Origin of the sequence: Streptomyces sp. AC550_RSS872 (genome assembly GCF_019049285.1) — a bacterium.
Taxonomy (GTDB): domain Bacteria; phylum Actinomycetota; class Actinomycetes; order Streptomycetales; family Streptomycetaceae; genus Streptomyces.
This window is the reverse complement of sequence record NZ_JAGMUL010000058.1, coordinates 43,875-68,275: the sequence shown is the minus strand read 5'-3', so window position 1 is coordinate 68,275 and position 24,401 is coordinate 43,875. Positions and strand designations below refer to the sequence as shown.

Annotated in this window: 20 protein-coding genes and 2 pseudogenes; 19 read left to right on the top strand and 3 right to left on the bottom strand. The window is 69.5% G+C overall.

All coding sequences use genetic code 11. The annotated features are described in order from the left end of the window. Nucleotides 1–274 precede the first annotated feature (274 nt). From KUM44_RS23450 to KUM44_RS23430, 5 genes are all read left to right on the top strand, one after another. Nucleotides 275–949 carry a response regulator transcription factor gene (locus KUM44_RS23450; RefSeq protein WP_217210957.1) on the top strand — a complete coding sequence of 225 codons (675 nt, stop codon included), beginning with the start codon at nt 275–277 and terminating at the stop codon, nt 947–949. Continuing rightward, nucleotides 949–2,085 (top strand): sensor histidine kinase, encoded by a 1,137-nt coding sequence (locus KUM44_RS23445; protein ID WP_217210673.1) that lies wholly within the window; start codon nt 949–951, stop codon nt 2,083–2,085. Before KUM44_RS23450 ends, KUM44_RS23445 begins: the two co-directional genes overlap by 1 nt. Before the next feature lie 423 nt (nt 2,086–2,508). Next, complete coding sequence (locus KUM44_RS23440) at nt 2,509–4,161, top strand: serine hydrolase (RefSeq protein WP_217210671.1); 1,653 nt, start codon at nt 2,509–2,511, stop codon at nt 4,159–4,161. A gap of 461 nt (nt 4,162–4,622) precedes the next feature. After that, the gene (locus tag KUM44_RS23435) at nt 4,623–4,889 is read left to right on the top strand and encodes a CopG family transcriptional regulator (protein ID WP_217210669.1); all 267 of its coding nucleotides are present in this window, start codon (nt 4,623–4,625) and stop codon (nt 4,887–4,889) included. After that, nucleotides 4,886–5,329, top strand: coding sequence for a PIN domain-containing protein (locus tag KUM44_RS23430; RefSeq protein WP_194043261.1), 444 nt, complete (start codon nt 4,886–4,888; stop codon nt 5,327–5,329). The genes KUM44_RS23435 and KUM44_RS23430 overlap by 4 nt, the downstream gene beginning before the upstream one ends. Before the next feature lie 1,336 nt (nt 5,330–6,665). Here the strand turns inward: KUM44_RS23430 and KUM44_RS23425 are convergent. After that, nucleotides 6,666–6,812 (bottom strand): hypothetical protein, encoded by a 147-nt coding sequence (locus KUM44_RS23425; RefSeq protein WP_217210667.1) that lies wholly within the window; start codon nt 6,810–6,812, stop codon nt 6,666–6,668. A 378-nt stretch (nt 6,813–7,190) separates the two neighbouring features. Between KUM44_RS23425 and KUM44_RS23420 the strand changes: the two genes are divergently transcribed. The 11 genes from KUM44_RS23420 (at nt 7,191) to KUM44_RS23370 (ending at nt 19,570) form a co-directional block, all read left to right on the top strand. Beyond that, the gene (locus KUM44_RS23420; protein ID WP_217210665.1) at nt 7,191–8,408 is read left to right on the top strand and encodes a helix-turn-helix transcriptional regulator; all 1,218 of its coding nucleotides are present in this window, start codon (nt 7,191–7,193) and stop codon (nt 8,406–8,408) included. A gap of 139 nt (nt 8,409–8,547) precedes the next feature. Beyond that, nucleotides 8,548–9,300: a toll/interleukin-1 receptor domain-containing protein gene (locus tag KUM44_RS23415; RefSeq protein ID WP_217210663.1), complete on the top strand. Its 753-nt coding sequence runs from the start codon at nt 8,548–8,550 to the stop codon at nt 9,298–9,300. Nucleotides 9,301–9,380: 80 nt separating this feature from the next. After that, nucleotides 9,381–11,267: a hypothetical protein gene (locus KUM44_RS23410; protein WP_217210661.1), complete on the top strand. Its 1,887-nt coding sequence runs from the start codon at nt 9,381–9,383 to the stop codon at nt 11,265–11,267. Then, nucleotides 11,264–12,568: a hypothetical protein gene (locus tag KUM44_RS23405; protein WP_217210659.1), complete on the top strand. Its 1,305-nt coding sequence runs from the start codon at nt 11,264–11,266 to the stop codon at nt 12,566–12,568. Before KUM44_RS23410 ends, KUM44_RS23405 begins: the two co-directional genes overlap by 4 nt. Next, on the top strand, nt 12,568–13,332 hold the full coding sequence (locus tag KUM44_RS23400) for a hypothetical protein (protein ID WP_217210657.1): 765 nt from the start codon (nt 12,568–12,570) through the stop codon (nt 13,330–13,332). The genes KUM44_RS23405 and KUM44_RS23400 overlap by 1 nt, the downstream gene beginning before the upstream one ends. Before the next feature lie 12 nt (nt 13,333–13,344). After that, on the top strand, nt 13,345–13,560 hold the full coding sequence (locus KUM44_RS23395) for a hypothetical protein (RefSeq protein WP_217210656.1): 216 nt from the start codon (nt 13,345–13,347) through the stop codon (nt 13,558–13,560). A gap of 575 nt (nt 13,561–14,135) precedes the next feature. Continuing rightward, on the top strand, nt 14,136–14,792 hold the full coding sequence (locus tag KUM44_RS23390; protein WP_217210654.1) for a PadR family transcriptional regulator: 657 nt from the start codon (nt 14,136–14,138) through the stop codon (nt 14,790–14,792). A 258-nt stretch (nt 14,793–15,050) separates the two neighbouring features. Further along, nucleotides 15,051–15,788, top strand: coding sequence for an ABC transporter ATP-binding protein (locus KUM44_RS23385; protein ID WP_217210652.1), 738 nt, complete (start codon nt 15,051–15,053; stop codon nt 15,786–15,788). Then, nucleotides 15,785–18,652 (top strand): FtsX-like permease family protein, encoded by a 2,868-nt coding sequence (locus tag KUM44_RS23380; RefSeq protein WP_217210649.1) that lies wholly within the window; start codon nt 15,785–15,787, stop codon nt 18,650–18,652. Before KUM44_RS23385 ends, KUM44_RS23380 begins: the two co-directional genes overlap by 4 nt. Before the next feature lie 61 nt (nt 18,653–18,713). After that, complete coding sequence (locus tag KUM44_RS23375) at nt 18,714–19,004, top strand: SpoIIE family protein phosphatase (protein WP_308402699.1); 291 nt, start codon at nt 18,714–18,716, stop codon at nt 19,002–19,004. A 323-nt stretch (nt 19,005–19,327) separates the two neighbouring features. Further along, complete coding sequence (locus KUM44_RS23370) at nt 19,328–19,570, top strand: hypothetical protein (RefSeq protein ID WP_217210648.1); 243 nt, start codon at nt 19,328–19,330, stop codon at nt 19,568–19,570. 126 nt (nt 19,571–19,696) lie between these two features. On the opposite strand, the pseudogene KUM44_RS23365 reads toward KUM44_RS23370, so the two are convergent. After that, nucleotides 19,697–20,486: pseudogene (locus KUM44_RS23365) on the bottom strand (serine hydrolase domain-containing protein); the annotation flags it as partial. Nucleotides 20,487–20,981: 495 nt separating this feature from the next. Between KUM44_RS23365 and KUM44_RS23360 the strand changes: the two are divergent. Continuing rightward, nucleotides 20,982–22,676: an RICIN domain-containing protein gene (locus KUM44_RS23360; protein ID WP_308402698.1), complete on the top strand. Its 1,695-nt coding sequence runs from the start codon at nt 20,982–20,984 to the stop codon at nt 22,674–22,676. Between the two features lie 224 nt (nt 22,677–22,900). Here KUM44_RS23360 and KUM44_RS45630 read toward each other — a convergent pair. Beyond that, nucleotides 22,901–23,071, bottom strand: a pseudogene (locus KUM44_RS45630) (TrkA family potassium uptake protein); the annotation flags it as partial. A gap of 7 nt (nt 23,072–23,078) precedes the next feature. On the opposite strand from KUM44_RS45630, the gene KUM44_RS23355 reads away from it, so the two are divergent. Together KUM44_RS23355 and KUM44_RS23350 are read left to right on the top strand one after the other, a co-directional pair. Beyond that, nucleotides 23,079–23,450 carry a hypothetical protein gene (locus KUM44_RS23355; RefSeq protein WP_254389960.1) on the top strand — a complete coding sequence of 124 codons (372 nt, stop codon included), beginning with the start codon at nt 23,079–23,081 and terminating at the stop codon, nt 23,448–23,450. Between the two features lie 229 nt (nt 23,451–23,679). Beyond that, nucleotides 23,680–24,348, top strand: coding sequence for a DUF998 domain-containing protein (locus KUM44_RS23350; protein ID WP_217210644.1), 669 nt, complete (start codon nt 23,680–23,682; stop codon nt 24,346–24,348). The last annotated feature ends 53 nt before the right edge of the window (nt 24,349–24,401 follow it).

The window sequence follows — 24,401 nt, the reverse complement described above, 5'->3', positions numbered from 1 at the left end:
ACCGATCCCACCGGACGAAGAACCGCCGACGCCACCCGCCGAACCTCGCCCACCCGCCCGCCGACGGGCCGGAGCGCTCCCCCCGAACGGCTGGAACGGGCCTGCCGGGTGGCGGGAGTCTCCAGCGGCCGCACCGTCGCGCACCTGGCCGGACGTACTGTCGACAGCGAGCGATCACAGTACGGGAACGTGGACGCCCCGATGCGGGGGGACTGGTCGCCGAGAAGCTGGACAGAGCAGACGAGTGTGAGGCGGAACGCCGGTGATCCGGGTAGTGGTGGTGGACGACGAGGCGTTGGTGCGGTCCGGGTTCGAGCTGATCCTTAACGCCTCCGAAGGCATCCAGGTCGTGGCGACCGCGGAAGGAGCGCAGGCGGCCGACGTGATCCGGCGCGAGCACCCGGACGTCGTGCTCCTCGACATCCGCATGCCGGACGTGGACGGCCTGACCGTCCTGAGGGAGATCCAGACGCTGCCCGAGCCGCCGACCGTGGCCATGCTGACCACCTTCGACACCGACGAGTACATCCTGACCGCGCTGCGCTCGGGAGCCGCGGGCTTCCTGCTCAAGGACACCGAACCCGAACAGCTCGCCCAACTCGTACGCACTCTGGCCGCGGGCGGGGTGGTGATGTCCCCGAAAGCCTCGCGGGCCCTGCTGCGCGGCCATCCGGGGGCGGACACGCCCCAGGACGCGGACGTAGCGCGCGTGAACCTGCTCACCGACCGCGAACGTGACGTCCTGGTCCTGATCGCGGAAGGACTGTCCAACGCCGACATCGGCACCCGCATCCACCTGAGCGCGGGCACCGTCAAGGACCACGTCAGCTCGATCCTGACCAAGCTCCGGGTCGCCGGCCGCGTCCAGGCGGCACTGCTCGCCGAGCGGGCCGGACTGCTCGGCGACAACGGCGACGTCGGCGCCGGCACGGCACGGGACAACCGGTGATGAGCACGGGTGAGGCACTGCGGCGGCGGGTGCCGCCCTGGGCCGTCGACACGGGCCTCGTCGTGCTCGCCGCGCTCGACGCCTGGATCAACCTCGACGACGAGGCGACACCCCTCATGTGGGCCTGCGCCGCCCTCGGCAGCGCCGGACTGCTCCTGCGCAGGCGCTTTCCGCTCGCCGTCTTCCTGCTGACACTGCCCATGCTGCTGTTCATGGACGTGGGAGTCGCGCCGATCGCCGCGCTGTACACACTGGCCGCGCGCACCCGCAACCGCCCGCTGCTGGCCGGCTGCGCCCTGCTGAACGCGGCGGCGACCACCCTCGCCTGGCCCCTGTCCGACACGTTTTCCGGCGACCCGTTCTCCGGCGACCGGACCTGGACGCTCATCGAGTTCGTCTACACGCTGGCCATGGCCTTCGCTCCGATCCTGTGCGGCCAGCTCGTGCAGGCCAGACGCGACGTGGCCCGCCAACTCGTCGAGGTCCAAGTGGCCCGCGAACACGAACGCGCCCTGTACGCCCAGTCCGTCCTCGCCCGCGAACGCGCCCAACTGGCCCGCGAGATGCACGACGTCGTCTCCCACCAGGTCAGCCTCATCGCCGTACAGGCCGGAGCCCTACAGGTCGCCGCCAAGGACCCGGACGCCCGCGACGCCGCCCGCACCATCCGCACCCTGAGCGTGAACACCCTCGACGAACTCCGCCACATGGTCACCCTGCTGCGCGCCTCCGGCGGCAAGGAAACCGAACTCACCCCCCAGCCCACCCTCGCCGACCTCCAGCAGCTGATCGCAAACAGCGGCATCGAGACCACCCTGACCGGGGAGCTCCCGCCCGGCATCAGCACAACCGCCCAACGCACCGTCTACCGCACGGTCCAGGAAGCCCTCACGAACGTACGCAAGCACGCCCCCGGCGCCCGCGCCGAAGTACGCCTGTGGCACGACGCGCAGCACTTCGGCGTCACCGTCACCAACACCGCCCCCACCCGCCCCTCCGTCGCCCTGCCCAGCGCCCGGCACGGCCTGATCGGCCTGAGAGAACGCGCCGAACTGCTCAACGGCACCCTCACCGCCGAACCCGTCCCACAGGGCGGATACAAGATCGAACTACGGGCCTCCACCCGGCCCGCCTGAGCACAACCCGCCCGACGCGGATCGGCGTTAATACCCCTGAGGTGGCCATTTCACCTCGACTTAGTGCATCCAGAGGGCATGGAGCCCTCAACATGGACCAGACACGACAAACCCCAGGCCACTGACCTGGGGTTTCAGCATGGAGCGGGCGACGAGAATCGAACTCGCGCTCTCAGCTTGGGAAGCGACGGCGCTTGGGTGGGATCTATGGCTCTGACCTGCGCGGATGCCTTCTCGCTGGGATGAGAGTGCTGTCGGATCCCACCGCTGTTGACCGTGGTTGTCCGCTCTCTTGGGCACGCTATGGGCACGACACCGTGCACAGGGACTCGGCCTTGGGCCTGAACGGGCGAGAGTGACGGCGTACGCCGGATGCCCCGAACGGCCTGCCAGGGGGCGACAGGTGCCGGGGGAGGGATTTCCATGGAAGGCATGTCCTCCCCCCTCGACAGTGCATGCCCCCGCTTCCTTCGCTCCGCCGCGGGACTGGGCCTGGTAGCGGCGCTGGCCGTCGGCTGTACCGGGTCCGGTGCCGACACCACCACCGCCGCCGCCGGACGTGCGGCCGCCCCGACGTCGCCGCTGCCCACCGTCCCTCCCGCCCAGCCACCGGCACAGATCACCCGGGCCGAGGTCCAGACCGCGGTGAGCCAACTGGACGACGTAGTACAGGACGGCATGCGCCGCACCGGTGTGCCCGGAGTCGCCGTGGGCGTGGTGCACGACGACGAGGTGCTGTATCTGAAGGGGTTCGGCGTGCGGAAGGCAGGCACGAAGGACGGCGTCGGAGCGGACACCGTCTTCCAGCTCGCCTCGGTCTCCAAGCCCATTGCGTCCACCGTGGTCGCCGCGGCCGTGGGCGAGAAGACCGTCGGCTGGGACGACCCGGTCGTCGACCACACCCCCGGCTTCGCCCTGAAGGACCCCTACGTCACGCGCCGTGTCACGCTGGCCGACCTGTTCTCGCACCGCAGCGGACTGCCCGACCACGCCGGAGACCTCCTGGAAGACCTCGGCTACGACCGCTCGTACATCCTGGACCACCTCCGCTACGAACCGTTGGCCCCCTTCCGTGCCGAATACGCGTACACCAACTTCGGGCTGACCGAAGCCGGCGTCGCCGCCGCGCGAGCAGCGGGGACCAGCTGGGAGAAGCTGTCCGCCGACAAGCTGTACCGGCCGCTCGGCATGGACTCCACCAGCTCTTCCTTCGCCGACTACGAGAAGGCGAAGAACAAGGCCACCTTGCATGTGCAGACCGGGGACACCTGGCGCGCCGAGCATGTGCGCGACCCGGACGCCCAGAGCCCGGCGGGCGGGGCCAGCTCCACGGCCCGGGACATGACGAAGTGGCTGCGCCTGCAACTGGGCAACGGCAAGTTCGAGGGGCGGCAAGTCGTCGACGCCGACGCGCTGGAAGAGACCCACCTGCCGCACATGCTCTCCGAGCCGCCGCACTCGCCTGTGGGCCGGTCCGGGTTCTACGGGCTCGGCTGGAACGTGAGCTACGACGACCAGGGCAGGCTGAAGCTCGGCCACTCCGGCGGCTTCGCGCTGGGGGCGGCCACCCACGTCGCGTTGCTGCCCTCGGAGAAGCTCGGCATCGTCGTCCTGACCAACGGCCAGCCCGTCGGCCTGCCCGAGTCGATCACCGCCACGTTCCTCGACACCGCGCAGACGGGCGGGCCCACCGTCGACTGGCTGAAGTTCCTCGGGCCGATCATCAAGCAGACCCTGGCGGGGGAACAGTCGCCGGTCGACTACAGCAAGCCTCCGGCCTCGCCCGCACCCGCCAAGGCGAACAGCGCCTACACCGGAACGTACGCCAATGAGTACTACGGCCCCATGACCGTCAGTGCCCAGGGAGGCGAACTCACCATGCAACTCGGGCCCAAGAAGCAACGGTTTGCCCTGCGCCACTACGACGGTGACACCTTCAGCTACAACACCACCGGCGAAATGGCCGTCGGCCTGTCCGGCGTGACCTTCACCGTCGGGTCCGGCGGACGCGCCGACAAGGTCAAGGTCGAGAACCTCGACACGACCGGTCTCGGCACCTTCACACGGAACGACTAGGACTTCAGCGGCCTGGACAACAAACAAACCCCAGGTCAATGACCTGGGGTTTCATCATGGAGCGGGGGGCGAGAATCGAACTTGCGCTCTCGACTCGGGAAGCGACGGCGCTTGTGCGGGCTCTATGGCTCTGACCAGCGCAGATATCTGGTCCTCGGGGTGGTCGTGTGGATCGGTCGCGCCGCTGTGGACCGTGGTTTTCCGTCCCTCCGGGCACGCTATGGGCACGGCTCCGGAGAAAGTCGAGTCGTCTCGGGATGGTGCGATTGGGTCTTGGGAGGGTTTCCGCGTCACGTGTCTCGAATCCAGGACAGCTGTGGTTGCGGATGAGTATGTGCGGCGGCCTCCGGCTGTCATCGGGCCTCGGCATACGGCGGGCGAGGCCGTCTGCCGGACCGCGCCGACAGAACATGAGGAAGCGCGTGGATACATCAATCCGGTACATGGACTACTCTTGGTACATGTCCATGAAGCGCACCAACGTCTACGCCGACCCCGAGGACCTGGCCATCATCAAGGAGGCCGCCAAGCGCCGAGGTGTAAGCGAGGCCGAGATCATCCGCCAGGGCATCCACCTCGCTGCCATGGCGAACCGGGTCTGGGACGAGCCGCTGTTCTCACGCACCTTCGAGGGGGCGGGGCGCACGCTGTCCAAGTCGGAGGTCCGCGACACGGTCGCCGAGGCTGTCCGGCGTGAGACCGGCTCGGGTTCCGGATCCGCCGCGTGATCATTGTCATCGCCGATACGTCAGGCCTTCTGGCAGCCCTGGACTCGGCTCATCCGGAACACCGGGCGGCGAACGAGGCGATCATGGCGGCGGGCCTGCTGGTCATGTCCCCGCTTCTGCTGGCCGAACTGGATCACGTCGCCACGCGTGAGCTCGGCAGGGAGGCCGCACTCAGTGCGGTCGACGACCTGCGGCGCTGGATGAGCCGGGGTCGTGTCGTCATGCCGGAGATCACGGAGGACCACCTGGGCGCCGCCCAGTCTGTCCGTGTCCGCTACCGCGCGCTGGACCTCGACCTCGCCGACGCGGTGAACGTGGCACTCGCCGCCGACTACGACACGGACGCGATCCTCACCCTCGACCGACGAGACTTCCGGGCCGTACGGCCGCTGGGCCACCACAAGGCGTTCCGGGTGCTCCCCGACGACCTTCCGCTCTGACGCAGGACCCTCGGCGGTCAAGCGCCCGCTCCCACAAGGGCTTGTGCACCGCCCACGACGAAGTGCGTGCGGGACATCTGCGTGAAAGTGCATGCCCAATCTCGGCGTACAGGGGCACCTGCAAGCGCGGCAGCAGCTCCCCGACAAACAAGCCCCAGGCCGCTGACCTGGGGCGTCAAGAAGAGCGGGTGACGAGAATCGAACTCGCGCTCTCAGCTTGGGAAGCGACGGGACGAATGGCGCCGATGCGGGAGCTGTCTGAGGCTGAACTCCAGTTCCCGCAGGAGGTGTTCGGGCGGCAGCGGAGTTCGGCTGCCAGACCGCCGATGGTTCCGTGTCGAGGGCTGAGGAGGGGCGCCCGCGCCTGCGCGAGCGCCCGGACGAAGTCCTCGTCCCCCGCCCCGACGTCACCGGTGAGACCAAATCCGACGCGGGCGCCGTGCCGTTGCCCTGCCGGCCTTCCTTCGACGAGGAGGTGACGCAGCATCCGCGACCATTACGCCCCGCCGCTGGTCCGGCCCCGACCGCCCAGAGCCTGCGCACCTGCACCATGAGTGGCTCACCGGCGCTGATCGGTTGAGCCTATGCGCTGTTCGAAGCCGCTGGGGAAAGCGCAGCCGACCTGACCACCCGAACCCGCAGGACCACCCGCCACGACGCGGCAGCCGCGCCCTGGGGAGTCCGGTCCGGCGGCGGACGGCACCGCTCCGTAGACCAACCAGTGCGATCGTTACGGGCATCGGACTGCCCAGGCCCGACGGGACCCCCAGCGGCGTGAGGCTCTGCCCATCAGCGGCCTCCGGCCGAGGGCCGCCCCGCATTCCTGGACTCCGCACCAGCTGCGTGCCGCCCGGAGGCGGAGTGAAAGCGGGCGACCTGGGGGTACCTCCCACGTCCCCGACGAGGTCTGCTGCGGAGCCCGACCAGCCTTCTGGCACGAATCCGGCACGAGGCGAGTGGACGCGGCGGACAGCAAAACGACCCAGGTCCTTGACCTGGTCCTTCTTCGTGGAGCGGCAGAGCACCGAAAGTGAGGGCTGGGCGGAGGTGGGCCGTTGCGTGAGCAGACGGAGGAACTCGCATGCGCGCTCACATTGCTCCGTTGACCTCGCTCCGTCCACCTCGAAAGGAGCGCTGCACATGCCAGCCCGCCGCTACGGGGCGCTCGGGGAGTAGGAGCGCGAACGGGTTCCGCGTTCACCGGCCGCATCGACCGAGCGGAAGATGCGGTCGAGATGCCGTCCAGGACCGTGATGGCGGGCTCGGGACAGCGCTGGCCGGTGAGGATGCTGGTGCCGAGCCCCGCGGACATCTCGAGCAGGCCGACGGCCGTCCGTCATCTGCGCACCGGCAGGGCCTGGGGTGGGCCGTCCTCACCGAGAGCGGCCTGAGCGCCGATGCGCTCGTCGCCGACCTCGGCCGGCCCGCTGGCACCTTTCCGAAGGTTCTCGACGAGCACCGGTACGCGACGATCACTCGCCATACGCTTCTCTGACCGTACGGCAGTCGTCTGAACATCGCCCCCGCCGGGGCGTTGATCCTCTGGCCGCCGCGGAGAGTCGGCCGGTGACGTCGCACTTGGATGCCAGACCCCCCCCCGCGGCAGCGACCTGATCTCCGGCCACCCCCCAACCCGATGCGCGCGGGTCGGGCGACGCTCATTCATCACGGGGTGGTGCGCACCGCGCTCTGCGCAGACCGTCGATTTACTGAGCGAGACACATGTGCAAGTGAAAAGAATTGGAAACGGGAAACTTCTGATCAGCCCTATGTGGAGCCAGCATTGCGTGCCACACTTCTCTCGGTTCCTGCTCCATGAAGGCATGGGGCGAGCGCGTGTGACTTGCTGAGGGAGGCGCCGATGGATGTTCCTTTAAGCTTCGGTGGGGAGCTGCGTCGATTGCGGGAATCCGCGAACATGACGCTGGAAGAAGTCTCCAAGGAGGTGAGCTGTAGCAAAGGACACCTCTGCAAGATCGAGCGGGGCGACAAGAAGCCGACCCAAGGTCTGGCACGTCGCTGTGACGCCTTCTTCGGGGCGGGTGGGTGTCTCGCACGCCTGCTGGACGCGTCGACGTCCACCGGTACCGGCCGAGCTCAGGGGCGTAGGGAAGTGCTTGCCACGGGCGTCGGTTCACTGTTGGCAGGCGCTCTCGAAGGCCAAGGCCGTGGGCTCTGGGAGGGGGACGCGGCACTGCCTCCAACCACCCTCTTCCATGATCAGTTGCAGCAGATCCGGATGTTGGGCCAGGCCGGGACGCCCACTGCGCTTCTGGCGTCGCTCAGCACGCAGGTCACCACGATCACCCGCATGGCCACCCATTGCCTGGGCCGCCCCCGGTCCGAACTGCTGGTCAGCGCGTCACGCTTCGCCGAGTACGCCGGGTGGATGGCCCAGGAGGCGGGGCGGGTCGCCGATGCCCTGGACTGGACGGCGCAGGCGGTGGAACTGGCCCAGGCCGGCGGCGACACGGATCTGGCGGACTACGCCATGGTCCGTCGCGCGCTCATCGCCCTCTACAACAACGACGCCCGACAGACCGTCGAGCTGGTTGAGAAGGCGCAGCACAGCAGAGTCCGGCCCCGGATCCGTGGGCTGGCGACCCAACGAGCCGCGCAAGGCCACGCGCTGGCGGGCGACGAGAGCGCCTGCCTGAACGAATTGGACCGGGCACGCGCACTTCTGGCCATGGACGATGCCAGGAACGATGGTCCTGTCCTGGGCCCCACTCATGTCCCCGACCTCGTCTTGATGGTGACCGGCTGGTGTCTTCACGACCTGGGCCGGCACCAGGAGGCCGCCGAGATCCTGGACCGCGAGTGTCGGCGCGTCCCCTCTCACGCGGTGCGCACCCGCGTCCGCTATGGCCTTCGTCGTGCCTTGGCGCACGCGGCTTCTGGTGAGATCGAGCATGCCTGCGCAGTGACACGGGAACTGTTGATGTTCACCGACCTCGCGCCGTCCGCGACGATCCGGACGGAAGTACGTCGGCTCGACCGTGAACTAGGGCGCTTCCGCTCCCATCCCGCAGTTCGTGAGGTGCGCCCAGGGCTGGCGCACGCCATGGCCGACCACTGACCCCGCTCTCCCCTGACGTGTCGTAGGCGACCGTCTGCTCTGTCGTGCCCGCTGACACGTGAACACGCTGCTGCCCAGGGGCGGCAAACCCGTCATCCTTCGGCGGCTCATGCCGCCCAGCTCCAGAGGAGAACGCGCTGTGCCTGTGATCTTCGTGAACTACCGCAGTGGCGACGAGGAGTTCACCGCCACGCTCGTGGAAAGAGAGCTGTCCCGAAGGTTCGGCGACGAGAAGGTCTTCCGTGCCAGCAAGTCGATCAGTCCGGGGAGCAAGTTCCCGCAGGAGATCCTCACCGCCGTACGGAGCTGCGGCGTGCTGCTCGCAGTCATAGGCCCCCGCTGGTTGGAGGCCCGATCCGCTGACGGAGGCCCCGCTCTTGAGGATCCGGAGGACTGGATCCGTCGAGAGATCCTTGAGGCGTTCGACACGGGGGCTGTCGTCATTCCCGTGCTCGTGGGCAAGACGGTGAGGCTCAAGCGCGAGGAACTACCCGCAGCGCTACGGGAGCTGGCCGACTGCCAGTACCGCAGGCTCAACCACCGAAACGCGGAGTCCGATCTGTCGCGCCTGGCCGAGGACCTCGGGCGTATCGTGCCCGAGCTGGGCAGGCAGGCGGAGAAGGACGCATCCCGTCAGGCCGGGCCGCAGAAGGTGATCAACCACCGTCAGCCCGGTGGCATCGGAAACGTGCAGGGCGACTTCACGGGCACGTTCGTCAGCGAACCGCAGGGTCCCGTCCACACAGGCAGCGGTCACCTGTACCAGGCAGGCGCACAGCATCTCGCGCCACAGATCTCCGGCGACGGGATGCAGATCGGCTACGTCGGGGACAACCACGGGACCGTGAACCAGGAGCGGGGAGGCACGGGCCCCTCGGACAGCGAGCGATGACCGGACACCGTACGACAGTCTCCGACCCACGGTCGGGCGTCCACACCGGCAGCGGTCACCAGTTCAACTTCGTCACGTGGATGCTGGGTGCCAACGAGCGCCTCTTCAGAGCGGGCACCGCCCGTCTCACGCTCGTCCGCGAGCAACGACGTCGGCTCGTCGGCTGCTTCGTGCGGCCTCAGCATTATGGGCGGGCCGCCGAACGGCTCGAACCTCGCGGCTCGGTGGTTCTGCTCGACGGTCCCCCCGGCATCGGCAGGCGGGCCGCCGCAACCATGCTGCTGGAGGATGCGCCGACCGCCGTCAGGCCGGTTGAAGAACTCCCGCCGACCGGGGAGGAGGGTTCCTTCGAAGTCTCGGCTGACGACCGTTACCTGCTGGACCTGTCGAGTGTCACCGACGCCGACTATCCAGCAGCCGAGCGCGCCCTGATCCAGTACCGGTCTGTCGTCGAACAGGGCGATGCCCGCATGGTGGTCGTCCTCCCCGCCGGCCTGGGCTGGATGCTGCATGAAGATCTGTCGCCGCTCGTCGTATCGCTGGGGCGCCCTCGTGGCCGTGCCGTCTTCAGCCGTCATCTGCGTGCCCGCGAGGTGGCCTTCGACGCCGACGACCTGGACACCGAGGAACTGCGCCATCTGTTCGTCACTGCCCCCATGCGGGAGCTCGCGCAGCTGGCCGAGCTGGTCGCCGAGGCGCGCGATTCCCAGCGGTACGGTACGAGCTTTCGGACGTGGTGTGCCGAAGCGGTGGCCGCCGCCACCAACTGGGCCGAAGAAGTGGCGCGTCAACTCCGTGAACACCGCGGAGCGCACGAGCGTGCACTGCTGCTGGCAGCAGCCATGGTCAGCGATGCTCCGGCAGAGACGGCCCTGACAGGTGCGCGGCTGCTGCTCGATGTAGTGGGGCACGACAGCGACGACTCCGTCGGACTGGCCCGGCCCGACCTCGGTGAACAGCTGGCACAACTGGACATCGATCGCGGCGATGACGGACGGATCGTGTTTCGGCGGCTCGCCTACGACAGCGCCGTCAGAAGGCACTTCTGGACCAACTTTCCAGACCTCAGAGCTGCCTTCCGGGACTGGGTGGCGCGGTGCAGCCACATGCCCGAATTCAGTGCCAGGAACCGTATGGACCTGATAGCGAGATTCGCTGAGCAGGCCATGGCGACCGGATGCCCGGACCATGTGTGCACCCTCGTCGAGACGTGGACCGGACAACCGGGCGGACGCTTCCGCGCCGAGGCGGCCGTGGCCCTCGAACTGGGCCTCAGCCATGAACGGTTCGGTTCGTACTTCCGATCACGTGTCTATGCGTGGGCGACAGGCCGGATCTCCCCAGGTCTGGCGGCTCTACTCACGGACGTGTGCCGGCAGGTGATCGCGGCGACCCATCCCGAGCAGGCCGCGGTCCGGCTCCGGCACCTCGTGCTCCGCCAGACAGGGCCGGAGCGCGTCGCGGCGCGTACAGCGCTGCTGGACCTGGCGCACAACAATCGCCGAGTGTTCCAGCGGCTGGCCGACCGGATCGCCGGCCTTCCCCTGATGGCAGGCGCCGACGATCTGCTTCTCGGCCTGCTCGACCCGGCGTCTTTGCGCATCGTGCCTCCGTACAAGGAGTTCGCGCTCGGGTGGCGGGCGCTGCTGATGGCGAGACCGGCGGCGGAGTGGACACCGGTGCTGCACCGCTGGTTGGACACCCTGGCGCGCGGGCCCCTCGACCACCGCGTCGTCGGCTCACTGATCGTTGCTGCCGCGGGCGACTACGGCGCGCTGAACCGTCTCTATGTGGCTGTCTGCGATTGGACTCTGCTCGCGCTGTCGGACACCCCGAGCGTGAGGCTCACAGACCTTGAGGCGCGGCAGCGCGTCGGTGCCCTGTTCTGCCGCGAGATCGACGTACTGCTCGGTATGGGCGCCGAGCACGCTGCTTCCGATTCACGACGAAGAGGAGAAGGGGTATGACACCGCGTCGTATTCCACGGGTGGTGCCTATCGGCTTCATCGCCGGGATGCTCGCTGTGACGGCGCTGCTCGGCTGGCCCGACTGGATGTGGTTCCCCCTCACGGCGGTCGTGGCCGGTTCGCTGCTGCTCGACATGTACGTCCGGAACGGCCGGGGGCGTGCCGCCGCCGAAGATGAAGAGGCGTCGGACAGCACCGAGTTCCCCACAGAACCGCCGTACCTGGAGACAACGGTCATCGATGTACCGGTCCCCAGCGGCCTCGCCGAATACCCGTTCCTCTTTTCGTGCACGGTCCGGTGGCGGACCGACACGGACCCGCTCGTGACATCGCATGGCAACCCGGGAGCTCTGGCCGTGGCTTCAGTCCTGCGGCGCGTCGAGCAGTACACCGAGGCCGAGCACCCCAGCCGTGCGGACTTCCTGTGCCACTGGCTGGAGGGGTTGCTCGGACGGCCTGTTCAGGACGAGACGGGCACGGTGACGGCCTACGCCACTGATGTGCGCCTCCACTTGCGGCAGGAGGACCGGAACCACCTGGAAGAGCTGGAGGAGCACAGGAGGAACATCGGTTCCTGGAAGCAGCAGCGAGAGTACGAGCGCAGCCGCCGGGCGTACTTCAGCGAGGACGTGCTTCGGTCGCCGGGCAGCGCCGTCGTGTGGTGGCTGTCGCGTCACGAGGACGAGATCGAGCGTGCGACGGATCTGATAGGTCCCTTGTCCTGTCTGGCCGCTGCCGCGAACGACAGTGAGATCCCGGATCCGTACCTTCATCTCCTCGGCGGTCAGGCTTCACCGGGCGGCGTTGAATCGCCGAACGGCCTCGACCACCCCCAGGACACCGATGCGGCCGCAGCCCACCAGGACCCGGCTGCCCCGCCGGCGGACGGCCAGCCGCAAGCTCGGCTTGAGCCCGTCTCCGCCCTGCTGGACAGCATGGGTATCACCCGCGGATCCGAGGAGCGGGACGCGTTCGTCCACCGTCTGGCCCGGATGATGGAGGTGTCCGGACGTCCGCAGGCGGCCGAACACTTGCGGGGCACCCTCGTGGCGGAGAACGTTTCGTGCAACGGCGACTCCGTGAGCGGGCCGACCCGGGACGCCCCTCGTTCCGAACCCGAAGAGCCCTCGGCTCCGCGGCCCTCGGAACCCCCTGCCGAAGGGTTACGTCAACCGTCCCACACCGAAGGCTCACACGGGGCCTGGTGGTCGACACAGTCACCGCATCCCGACCCGTCCGCTCCCCCACCCTGGGACTCGAACGGCACGCCATCGTCCGTCGCAGAGCAGAAGGAACTGTGATGCCCCTCTTGCCGTATACCAATGTCTTCGCGTGCTTGGCGCATTGGGTGGAGACGTGCTGTCCGGACGAGCGCCTCTGCCTCCACACCGGGATTTGTGCCGAGGCACCGGCGGATTCCTGCCTGTCGCTGAGCTCCTTGTGGGCGTCGATGCGGTACGAGAAACCCGCAAGCGCCAAGCGGGCCGAGCAGTGGCAGGCCATCGCACAGCACCTGCACTACGAAGCGGAGCATGGCCAAAAGGGGCCTTGGACCCTCATCGCTCTGTGGCTTCTCACCCCCCGCCTGAGGAGAGCGGTGCGGACCTCTGCCGACCGAACCGGCGCCGAGGCCAATGACGTCTACTCGGAGGTGCTGGCCGGGGCACTCCAGGCCATGGCGACGGTGCGAGCCGCGAGCCCCGACGCGATTGAGGACCATCTGGTCGGCGCAGCTTATGCAGCCGGCCGGAAGACGGGCCGCCGGGCGCCGAACGAAGTACCGGAAGCGGAGATCGAGAACGGGCTCTCCATCTCTGTCCCTCACATGGCTGCCCCGCTCTTCACCGGCGGCCAGGTAGTGCGAGTCGGGCCGATGTCGATGGAGCTTGCCCAACGGGCACACGGAGAGCGGCTCGGAGCGTTGGCCCAGCGCCTCGGGCTGCTGTCGCATGTCCGAGAAGTGCGCCGACTACGGAGGGCAGGCCTGGCCCAGGGACAAGGTCTGGGGCAGCACGGAATCGGACAGCATCAGCCGGGCCTCTTCGAGATGGGGGGTGATGTATGAAGCGGCGCCGGGATGAGAATCGCAGCAAAGGCGCTGAACCTGAGCCTGGGTACTGCATACAAGCAGGCAAGGCGCGGTGACTTCCCCTGTCGGCTGCGCAGGAGGGGGCGTGTCTACGTCGTGGCAGTGCACGACTTGATGCGCGGCCTCGGCATCCAGGACGTCCGTGTGCGGTACGACGACATCGAAGAGGGGGCACGGCTCGCCCGTGGCGAGAGCGACGATTAGAGGCAGTCGACGACCTCCCAGACCGCGAGCGCTTCGTTACGGACGAGCGCGACCTCCGAAGCCACGACGCCGAGTGTGGCCCGGGGACGGATCAGCTCGGCCGCAAGGTCTGCCGCCGAGCATGCCTCGTCCCATTGCTCGGCTCCGCCCCGTGCGACTGCGAGGTTGTACTGCCGACCGGCCCGATCCCTCCGGCTCGCCGTCCTCCACGCGCCCGGTGGAGCCCGCTTGCACCAAAACGGCAACAGAGGAGGAGCCCGCCGAGGAGTCGGACGAGGGGGTCGAGGTGGTACCCGAGACGGACGCCCCGGCCGCCGACAGCTCGCCCGCGGAGTTGTCGGCGGCCCGCTCACCGGACCGGCACCGAGGCCCTCCTCGACCTCTCCGACCGGCGGATTCCCGTGCTCACACTGGGCGTGGGGCTGGCTCTGGTGGGCCTCGGCATCGGCTTCCTCGGGGTGCGGATGCGCCGCCGCTGAGCGGCTCGCGACGGCCCGGGTCCCCCTTGAGGCGGACCTCCGGCGTCCGCCTCAGGACGCTTGTCCGCGCGGACTTACTCGGTATACATACTCGGTATGTCCATCCGTCACGGGCTTCTCGCCCTCCTCGAACGCGGCCCGCGCTACGGCGCACAGCTCCGTACGGAGTTCGAGTCCCGCACCGGCTCCACCTGGCCGCTCAACGTGGGGCAGGTCTACACGACGATCAGCCGGCTTGAACGCGACGGCATGGTCGTGCAGGACGGCGAGGACGAGGCCGGCCACCCGCTCTACGCGATCACCGACAGCGGTCGCGTCGAACTGCGCAGTTGGTTCGAGAACCCCGTCGACCGCACCAGCCCGGCCCGTGACGAGCTGGCCATCAAGCTGGCCATGGCCGTCGGGGCGCCCGGGGTCGACATCCGTGACGTCATCCAGTCCCAGCGCCGGCACACCGTGAAGGCCATGCAGGACTACACCCGGCTGAAGGCGCAGGCTCTCACCGCCGTGGAGGAGAACGGGGCACGGGAGCGGGACGACATCGCCTGGCTTCTCGTCCTGGAGCAGCTGATCTTCCAGACCGAGGCCGAGGCGCGCTGGCTCGACCACTGCGAGTCCCGGCTGATCCGTCTCTCGTCGACCGCCCAGGCGGCGGGGCCGGAGCCGGCCTCGCCGGGGGCGGCAGCGGGAGTGGCGGGGATGGGGGCGCGGGCGAGGGCCGGGGCAGAGGAGGCCGCACGCCACCGCCTGTGACGTCCGCCCTTCACGACCGGCCCTGAGCACCCGAACGACCGGATCCACAGGGCCGACCGAGTCCACCGGATCCACTCGACCCACCCGTACCACCGGATCCACCTGTACCACCGGATCCACCCGACCCACCGGATCCACCCGTACCACCTGAAGACTCCGAACCACCCGACCAGACCCATACCGTACGCACGGCGCCGCCAACGACCGTCCGTCGTACCGACGTCCGGCCGTTCGCCGGCGTACTCCCGAGGGGGAACCATGACCACACAGCAGCAGCCCGTGCTGCGTCTGCAGAACCTGACCCGCGTCCACGGCTCCGGCGCCACCGAGGTGCACGCCCTCCGTGGCATCGACCTCGACGTCCACCCCGGTGAACTCGTCGCCGTCATGGGCCCGTCAGGCTCCGGCAAGTCCACCCTGCTCACCATCGCCGGCGGCCTCGACACCCCCACCTCCGGGCAGGTCTTCGTCGAGGGCACCGAGGTCACCGCCCTCGGCATCAAGGGGCTCGCCGCCCTGCGCCGTCGCAGCATCGGCTACGTCTTCCAGGACTACAACCTCATCCCGGCCCTCACCGCCGCCGAGAACGTGGCCCTGCCCCGCGAACTGGACGGCATATCGGCCCGCAAGGCCCGCACCGAGGCCCTCGCCGCCCTCGGCGAGATGGACCTCGGCCATCTCGCCGACCGGTTCCCCGACGAGATGTCCGGCGGCCAGCAGCAGCGCGTGGCCATCGCCCGCGCCCTCGTCGGCGACCGCCGGCTCGTCCTCGCCGACGAGCCCACCGGCGCCCTCGACTCCGAGACCGGCGAGTCCGTGCTGGGCCTGCTGCGCTCCCGCTGCGACGCGGGAGCCGCCGGCATCATGGTCACCCACGAGCCGCGGTTCGCCGCCTGGGCCGACCGGGTCGTCTTCCTGCGGGACGGCGACGTCGTCGACCAGACCCTACGCAGCGACGCCGACTCGCTCCTGACCGGCCGGGCGGCCCAGCGGTGACGACCTGGTTCCACTCCTGGCGGGCCGCGGTCCGCATCGCCCGCCGTGACGCCTGGCGCTCCAAGGGCCGCAGTTTCCTCGTCCTCGCCATGATCGCGCTGCCGATCCTGGGGGTGAGCGCCCTGGACCTGACCCTGCGCAGCGCCGAACTCACCCCCGCGCAGCAGATGGAGCGCACCCTGGGTGCCGCCGACGCTCGCTTCTCCGACGCCGGAACGGCCGGCGTGGCCATCGTGCAGGACCCCAAGGGCGAGCAGCACACCCCGGCCGGGGACTACGACTCGCCGGGCAAGTCCTGGCCCGACGGCCCGACCGATGTCACCAAGACCATCCCGGCCGGTTCGACGGTGCTGACCGACAGCGGCGGCAGCGCCAAGCTGACCACCAAGCACGGTCTGCTCCAGGCCGAGGTCCGTGAGCTGGCCGCCGCCGATCCCGTCGCCCGGGGCATCATGCGGCTTCAGGAGGGCCGCTTCCCCGAGAAGAACGACGAGATCGCCGCGACCACCCGGTTCCTGGAGAGCAGCGGGCTGTCCGTCGGCTCCACCCTCACCGCCCGCGGCTTCGACCGCACCTATGTGATCAGCGGCTCGTACGAGCTGCCCAGCGACCTCACGGCACAGCAGGTCAACGCCCTGCCGGGGGCCTTCCTCGCGCCGTACGCCAAGGCGGTCGAGAAGACCGGACTGCTGAAGCCCGACGTCTCCACCACCTACCTGGTGAAGAAGTCCGGTGGTTTCACGTGGAACACGGTTCAGGCGATCAACGCCAAGGGTGTCCTGGTCGCCTCGCGCGCCGTGGCCCTCGACCCGCCCGCCGACTCCGAGGTGCCGCTCTACCAGAAGGAAGGCTGGGCCAACTACGAGAGCAGCGGGGGCGCCGACGCCGCCGCGCTCGCCGCCGTGGGCACGGTCGTCGGCCTGGCGATGCTGGAGATCTGCCTGCTCGCCGGTCCCGCCTTCGCCGTCGGTGCCCGTCGTTCCCGCCGCCAGCTGGGCCTGGTCGGCGCCAACGGCGGTGCCCGCAGCCACATCCGGGCCATCGTGCTGAGCGGCGGCCTCGTCATCGGCGTCGCGGCGGCCGTGGTCGGCACGGTCCTCGCCCTGATCCTGGCCTTCGCCCTCCGGCCGTTCATCGAGGACTACATGGGGCAGCGGTTCGGCGGCTTCACCGTCAAGCCGCTGGAACTGCTCGCCATCGCCGCGCTCGCCGTCCTCACCGGCCTGCTCTCCGCGATCGTCCCGGCCATCACCGCCTCCCGGCAGACCGTCCTTGCCTCCCTCACCGGCCGTCGCGGCGTGCGCCGAAGCAACCGCGTGCTGCCGCTGATCGGCCTCGGCGCCGTCCTGCTCGGCGCGGCCGTCGCCCTGTACGGCTCGGTCGTCTCCGACCAGTTCGTCCTGGTCGCGGGTGGCTCGGCCATCGCCGAGCTGGGTGTGGTCGCCATGACGCCCGCCCTGGTCGGCCTGTTCGGCCGGGCCGGCCGCTGGCTGCCGCTCTCGCCGCGCCTCGCCCTGCGGGACGCCGTCCGCAACCGGGGCCGTACGGCACCCGCTGTCGCCGCCGTCCTGGCCGCCGTCGCGGGTACCGTCGCCGTCTCGACGTACGCCGCGAGCCGCGACGCCCAGAGTCAGGCCGAGTACCGGGCCAGCCTGCCGCACGGGGCCGTCGCCGCGCTCGTCCCCGGGGAGGGCGGCCGGGACGTCCCCGAGGTCCGCGACGCCGTGCAGCGCACGCTGCCCGTCGACGTCCGCGCCGACGTGTTCCGGATCGCCGTCGGCAAGCCTGGCTGCGGCCCGTATGGCGAGGGCGAGGGCTGTGGCAGCTTCGAGGTCGTCACCCCGCCGGCCAACGAGTGCCCGCTGTGGGTCAGCACCCCCGACGGCTCCGACCCGGCGGAGAAGTACACCAAGGAGCAGCGGCGCGCGCTCGCCAAGGACTGGCGCTGCCTCTCGCGCGACGGCAACGGCATCTACGTCGAGGGCGGTCTCCTCATCGCCGACGCCCCGCTCCTGAAGGTCCTCGGCATCGACGACCCGGGCGCGGCAAAGGCCCTCGCCGACGGAAAGCTCGTCAGCTTCCACAAGCCCCAGGTCGACAGGAACGGCACCGTCGGCATCAAGCTGATCAGCGACCTGGAGGCCGCCGACCGCGCCGCCGAGCAGAACAAGCCGGTCCCGGGCGAGCTGAAGTCCTTCCCCGCCTACCAGGTGCCCGGCTCGCCCGACTCCTACGGACTGCACAGCGTGCTCAGCCCCGCCGCCGCCAAGGCCGCCGGACTGACCACCGTCCCCCTCGGCGCCTTCTTCAGCACCGACCGGATGCCCAGCACCGAGGAGCGGCAGAAGCTCGACGCCGAGATCACCAAGCTCGGCAGCGACGTCGAGCTGACCGTGGAGCAGGGCTGGGTCGCCGAGAGCGCGCTCGTCCTGCTCGCGCTGACCGTCTTCGCCGGCCTGGTCACCATCGGTGCGGCCGGCATCGCCACCGGTCTCGCCCAAGCCGACGCGGAGGCCGATCTCAAGACGCTCGCCGCGGTCGGCGCCCCGCCCCGGGTGCGCCGCACGCTCAGCGGCTTCCAGTGCGGTGTGATCGCCGCAATGGGGGTGGTCCTCGGCTCGGCGGCGGGTGTCCTGCCCGCCGTCGGGCTGCGGCTCACCGAGGAGCGCCAGCAGATGCGCTCCTACCAGGAGGCTCTCGACAACGGCTGGGGCGGCGCCGGTGACGCCCCGCCGTACGTGCCGATCGTCGTCCCCTGGGAGACGCTCGCCGCCCTCCTGGTGGCCGTGCCCCTCGGCGCCGCCCTGCTGGCCGCGCTGGTGACCCGCTCGCGCGGGGCGCTGGCCCGCCGCGCCGCGCACTGAGCCTCCGCTGCCGGAGCGTGCCCCTGGATGAGGGTGGATCACCCTCGTCCAGGGGCACACCGTGTGGGAAAGCATGGTCCTGTACACCGATGGACTGATCGAGGCCCGTGACCGCGACATGGACCAAGGACTCGACATACTGCGCCAGACGCTCGCCCGGCCCACCCGATCTCTGGACGAGGCGTGCGACACGGTGCTCGGCGCCCTGCTGCCTGATCGCCCCCAGGACGACGTCGCCCTGCTGATCGCCCGCCCGCGCTCCCTTGACGCCGGACAGGTCGCCACCTGGGACATAACGGCCGATCCCACAGCCGCCGCCCGCTGCTGGCAGCAACCTGGGTCTGGCTGCTGACCCGCCCGCCCTTTCGCCGTCACCCGGCGGTGCGCACTGCCTGATCGGGCCGACGAGCAGCCCATTGCACGGGAGCCCGCTCGCCTGGATCGGCGCCGGGTGTTTCCCGTTCAGGCCGCGCATCCTGCCACTGCGGCGAGGGCTTCCTGCATGGAAGTTCCAGGCACCTGCAAGGACTTCGGCCATGAGGCCGGCTCGGCCGGCGTTCGGCAACGGGACACTATGCAGCGGGCACGGCCGAGGGCTTCCGTGGTCGGCTGCGCAACTCAGTTGACCGGAGGAGCCGCGGTTGCTCTACTGCGAGGCCGGACCGGGGAGGACGTGTGGCAGAACTGCCGGAGAGTGTAGATCGCGACATTCTGGAGGGGCGCACCTTCCTCGCAGTGAAGGCGATTCGTGAGGCACGAGGATGCCCGCTCCGCGAAGCGGTTGATCTTTACCATCAGCGCTACGGAGAGCTTCATCCTGAGCCGGTCTCGGCCCGGGAAGCTCCGCGGCCCCGCGTGCTGCGGTTCGAGCAGGATGGCTCTTTGCTTGTGCTTGAGGGGCTGCAAGACGGTCAGTAGCCGAAGAAGTGGTGGGCCGGGTGGCGGTGCTGACGGAGGCGGGCCGGACGTTGATCGAACCGGCCCGCGCGGCCGCGCGTCCTGGAAGCCAGCCGGACTCTCTCAACGGATTCACCGACCGTGGCTTCAGGGGAAGGCGAGAGCGCGGAAGGCGTTGCGGACGTCGGTCAAGGGCCGGCGGTCGCGGGTGTAGTAGAGCTTGTTGGTGAGCAATACCGCCCCACAGCCCCTGCTGCGGGGAGATCCACATGCCGGTGCCGGTGAAGCCGTAGTGGACCCAGGTGTCGTCATCGGGGTGGGTGCCGGGGGCGGGGTGCCAGAAGAAGCCGCGTGCGGGTTCGAGGGTGCCGGTCTGGACGGTCAGTGACTGCCTGGTCCAGGCGGGGCCGAATCCGGCTCGCCCCGGGCTGGTTGAGGTGTCCGGCATGTGGCGTAGGAAGAGGGCGAGGTCGTCGAGGACGGTGAAGGCGCCGGCGATCCCGCACACTGCACTCAGGAGCCGGGCGGAGAAGTCGTGGGCGATGCCCTTGAGATGGGTGTCGCTGTCCTGTCGAGCTCGGTTGGGGCGCAGCGGGTGGCGATCTCGGCAGGCAGCGGCCCGAAGCGGGTGGAGGCCATGTTCAGCGGCTGCCAGATCCGTTCCGTGGCGAGCCGGTCGAGGGGCTGGCCGGAGAGGTGCTCGGCGAGGTAGCCGAGAATGAGGGCGGCCCGGTCGGTGTACTCGACGGCCTCGCCGGGCGGGCCGTGCAGTGCCTCGTGGAGGACACCGTCGCGCACGTCCCGTGGGTCGGTGCCGTAGAGGTTCTTCAGCTGGGCCCGCAACGGGAGGCCGGCGGTGTGGGTCAGCAGCTGGCGGGCGGTTACGGCCGGCCCCGAGCGGGTGGCCGGCGACTTCGGGCCAGAAGTCGCCCAGGGGGAAGACGCGTACACCCGGTCCCATGGCGGGAAGTCGGCGAAGCACATTTGAGGTCGATGCCGGTGACGACGGCGACCACGGTCCGGACGGCTCCCGATACCCACCGTAGGCGGTCGGCTGACCGGTCGTGAGTTGTGTTCCGGCCCTGGCCGCCGCTCCGCCCCGACGACCTGGCCGCCACCCGGCGCGCGGCGGCCGAAAAAGTTTCTGCGGGCCGAGGCAACCTTTCCGGAGGCCGTGACAACTGGAGGGTGTGCGGACCAGGCGGTCCGGGTCAGAGGAAACGGCTGAAAGAGAGCACCGAACATGGTCCCTCCCCCATCCACGTCGTCCGAGGGGGCGTCCGTCGGCGGTCGCGCCGCCCGCCGTCGTCGCCGTGGTCGCCTGTCGTTCCACTCAGCCGGTCCGGGCCGACAGCAGGGGCACCGCGGCCGTCGGTTGTACCAGCGTCGGAGTCTCTGGGCGGCCGTCGCCCTGGCCGTCGTAGGCGGCTCCGTGGCCGTGGTCAACACGGCCTCGGCGGAAGTCGTCGACACGAAGTCCTGGTACCTGCTGGTCAACCGCGACAGCGGCAAGGTGCTGGACGACCTTGCTTACTCCTCGCACGACGGTGCGGCGGTGGTGCAGTGGCGCCGTAACGGCGGGGCCAACCAGCAGTGGCGGTTCCTCGACTCGGGTGACGGGAACTACCGGTTGCAGAACCGGAACTCCGGCAAGGTGCTGGACGACTACCGCTGGTCGAAGAGCGCCGGCTCCGCCCTGGTGCAGTGGAAGGACCACAAGGGCGCCAACCAGCAGTTCCACGTGAAGAAGTCGTCGGACGGCTACGTGCGTCTGATCAACCGCTTCAGTGGCATGGCCGTCGAGGTCAAGAAGGGCTCCAAGGCCGAGGGGGACCGCGTCACCCAGAACCACGACAAGAGCGCCGCCAACCAGCAGTGGAAACTCGTCCCGGCCGGGAGCGTCGGCGGCACCGGGAGCTCCGGCAGCACCCCCAAGCCCAACAAGCCCCCCAAGCCGGGCGGCAGCGTTCCGACAAGCCAGGCTCCGAGCAGCGGCACCCGCCCGCCGTCGACGTCGCCGTCGTCTCCGGCCACGGGTGACGGCAGCTCGGCGAAGCGTTTCATGGGCAGTAGCACGGTGCTCATCGGCGCTTCGATGACTGATGCCTCGGCGAACGCCGCGCCGTTCGACATGCGATACAACTACGTGCACAGCCACCCCGCGCCCTCCTCGGAGTACTACACGGCCAAGCGCTGCAAGGCCGAGTGGTCGAACTGGTGGGGCTGCTGGAACGGCGAGACCACGGCGCCCGGCACCTACGTGACCTGGAGCAACGAGAAGGCGTCCAAGACGACGTACCAGGGCAAGCCGCGCCCGCAGAAGTACTTCTGGACCTGGTACTCGCTGCGCGACCTCGGGGATCTGGCGGGCGAGGGCGACGGTCCGGGCGAGGTCAAGGCCATCAACAGGGCCGACCTGCTCACTCGTTACCTGAACGACTACCGCTTCTTCCTCCAGAAGATCGGCAACAGGGACGACATGATCGACATCGAGCCTGACTTCTGGGGCTTCGCCCGGTCGCTCGGCGATCTGCACAAGGTCCCCGCGCAGGTCAAGGTCGCGAATCCGACGGACTGCGGGTCGCAGGAGAACAGCGCCGCCGGGCTCTCCCGTTGCCTGATCGACATGGCGCGCAAGTACGCGCCGAACTCCGGCGTGGGGCTCCACCTCAGCTGCTGGGACTGGCAGACCAATCTCCAGGACTGCATCAACGACTACAAGGAGCTCGGGGCGAAGAACGCCGACTTCCTGGTCTCCGACGTCGTGGACCGCGACGCGGGCTGGTACGCGAAGCCGGAGCACGGTAGCAAGAACACCTTCTGGACCGACCAGAAGGCCACCGCCGAGCTGGGCTTCTGGAAGAAGATGGCCGAGGCGGTGGGCAAGCCGGTGGCCCTGTGGCAGATCCCCGTGGGCAACATGGCGCAGAACAACACCACCAACCACTACAAGGACGACAAGGTGGACTGGCTCTTCGGGCACATGGACCAGGTGGCGAAGTCGCACATCGTCGCCCTCCTGTTCGGCGCAGGGTGGCAGGAGCAGACAACGGTCGAGTCCGACGGCGGAAACCTGATCAACAAGACGATCAACTACCGCAAGTCGGGTGGTACGCCGCTCCAGTAGGCACACGCAGCCGGTCGGCCCGCCCTTCGCAGGGGCCGCGTTCGTCCCCTTCGCCACGCCGAGGACTCCTCGGCGGGTGCCGGCCGACTGCCGCCGCCCGTAGCCGACTGCCGGCGCCCGTAGCCGCCTGCCGAGAATGCCTCGGCAGGCGGCTACGGTCCGCCGAGGACGGCCGTTCCCTGCCCCGGCCGCTCGTGCGGAGACAGCGGATCATGTACGCCTCCCTCCCAGGATGGGTTGAGGACGCGGTTGCTGCGGATGATGGTGACCAGGGAGGTGTCCTGTGGCCACTCGACATCGCCGACCTGTGTGCCTGCCAGGGCCGACTCCTCCGGCAGGGTCAGCTCAACGAGGTTGGCGTCGCCGTGGCTGAAGCGCAGCAGGCGGACCAGGTCGCTCCCCGTGCGTCATATCGATCGGATACCGGGGTTCACGCACCCGTGCACCGCCGCCGCCAGTCTCCGCATCCAGGACACGATCAAGGACTCTCCCTCCATCACCCCGCGACTGAGGCACTCCCGGACCCCCACCATGCTGATGATCGCGGAGTGCTCCTCCCAGGTCCGCCAATGGGCGACCGCCATCCTTGCCGACGATCCCGCCATCCAGCGCGCGCAGTACATGTCCGGCGTCGGTCACCACATACGGAACGGCCTCGACAACAACAACCGAGCCGCGGCCGTCATCGGCGTATTCCTTCAGGACAAGCCGGCACCTCTGCCGAACCACCCGACCCGCGCCGAGATCCCCGCCTTCCTCCGCGACCACAAGTGACGACGACCTACGGTCCACCACCGGCTCGGCGGGCGAGCGCTCGAACGCTGCTGTGGCTGCGCGCCACGTAATCCCGGTCGCCCCTCGGGCACCTGACTGCGCACCACTCAAGTGGTGCGCCCTCGCGCTCCGAGCGGCCTGTGACGCAGCGCACTTGGCTGGGAGCGATGACTTCGCGTCCGGCCGTCGGTCATAAGGGCGACAACAGCTACGCGAGGAAGGCCCGTCCATGACCCACATGCTCAGCGCTCCCCAGCACGCCATTCCTGTCGCGCCTGCGTCTGGCCCTGTGGCGCGGAGGGCTCTGGCCGGTGGCGTGGTGGCGGGCCCGCTGTTCCTCCTGACCGGCGTGGCTCAGGGCTTCGCGCGGGACGAGTTCGGCTTCACCCGTAACGCGATCAGCCAGCTCGCCCTTGGGAAGGCGGGCTGGATCCAGACGGTGAACTTCCTGCTCACCGGAACGCTGCTGATAGCGGGTGCGGCCGGTCTGCGCCGCGTGCTGCGCGGAGGCGCGGGGGGAACCTGGGGCCCGGTCCTGGTCGGTGTCTTCGGTGCCTCGTTCTGGGCCGCCGCGCTCTTCCCGGCCGACGCCGGGGCGGGATTCCCCGAAGGCTCTCCGGACGCGACGGCGATGAGCGGGCACGGCGCCGTGCACATGGCGGCCGGGATGGCCGGTTACCTCGCCCTGTGTGCCGCGTTCGTCGTCCTGGCCCGCCCGCTCGCCGCCCGGGACCACCGCCGCTGGGCTCGCGCCTCGCGTCTCGTGCCTGTAGTCGTTCTCGCCGGCTTCATGGCCTCCGCCGCCTCCGTCCTGGCCTTCACCGCCGGTGCGGGCCTCGGCCTGCTGGGGCTCACCGCGGTGATGGCCCGCCTGGCCACCGCCCAGGCGAACCACTAGCCGCCTGCGCACCGGGCAAGCACCATCGACACCACAAAGATCGTTTCGACATG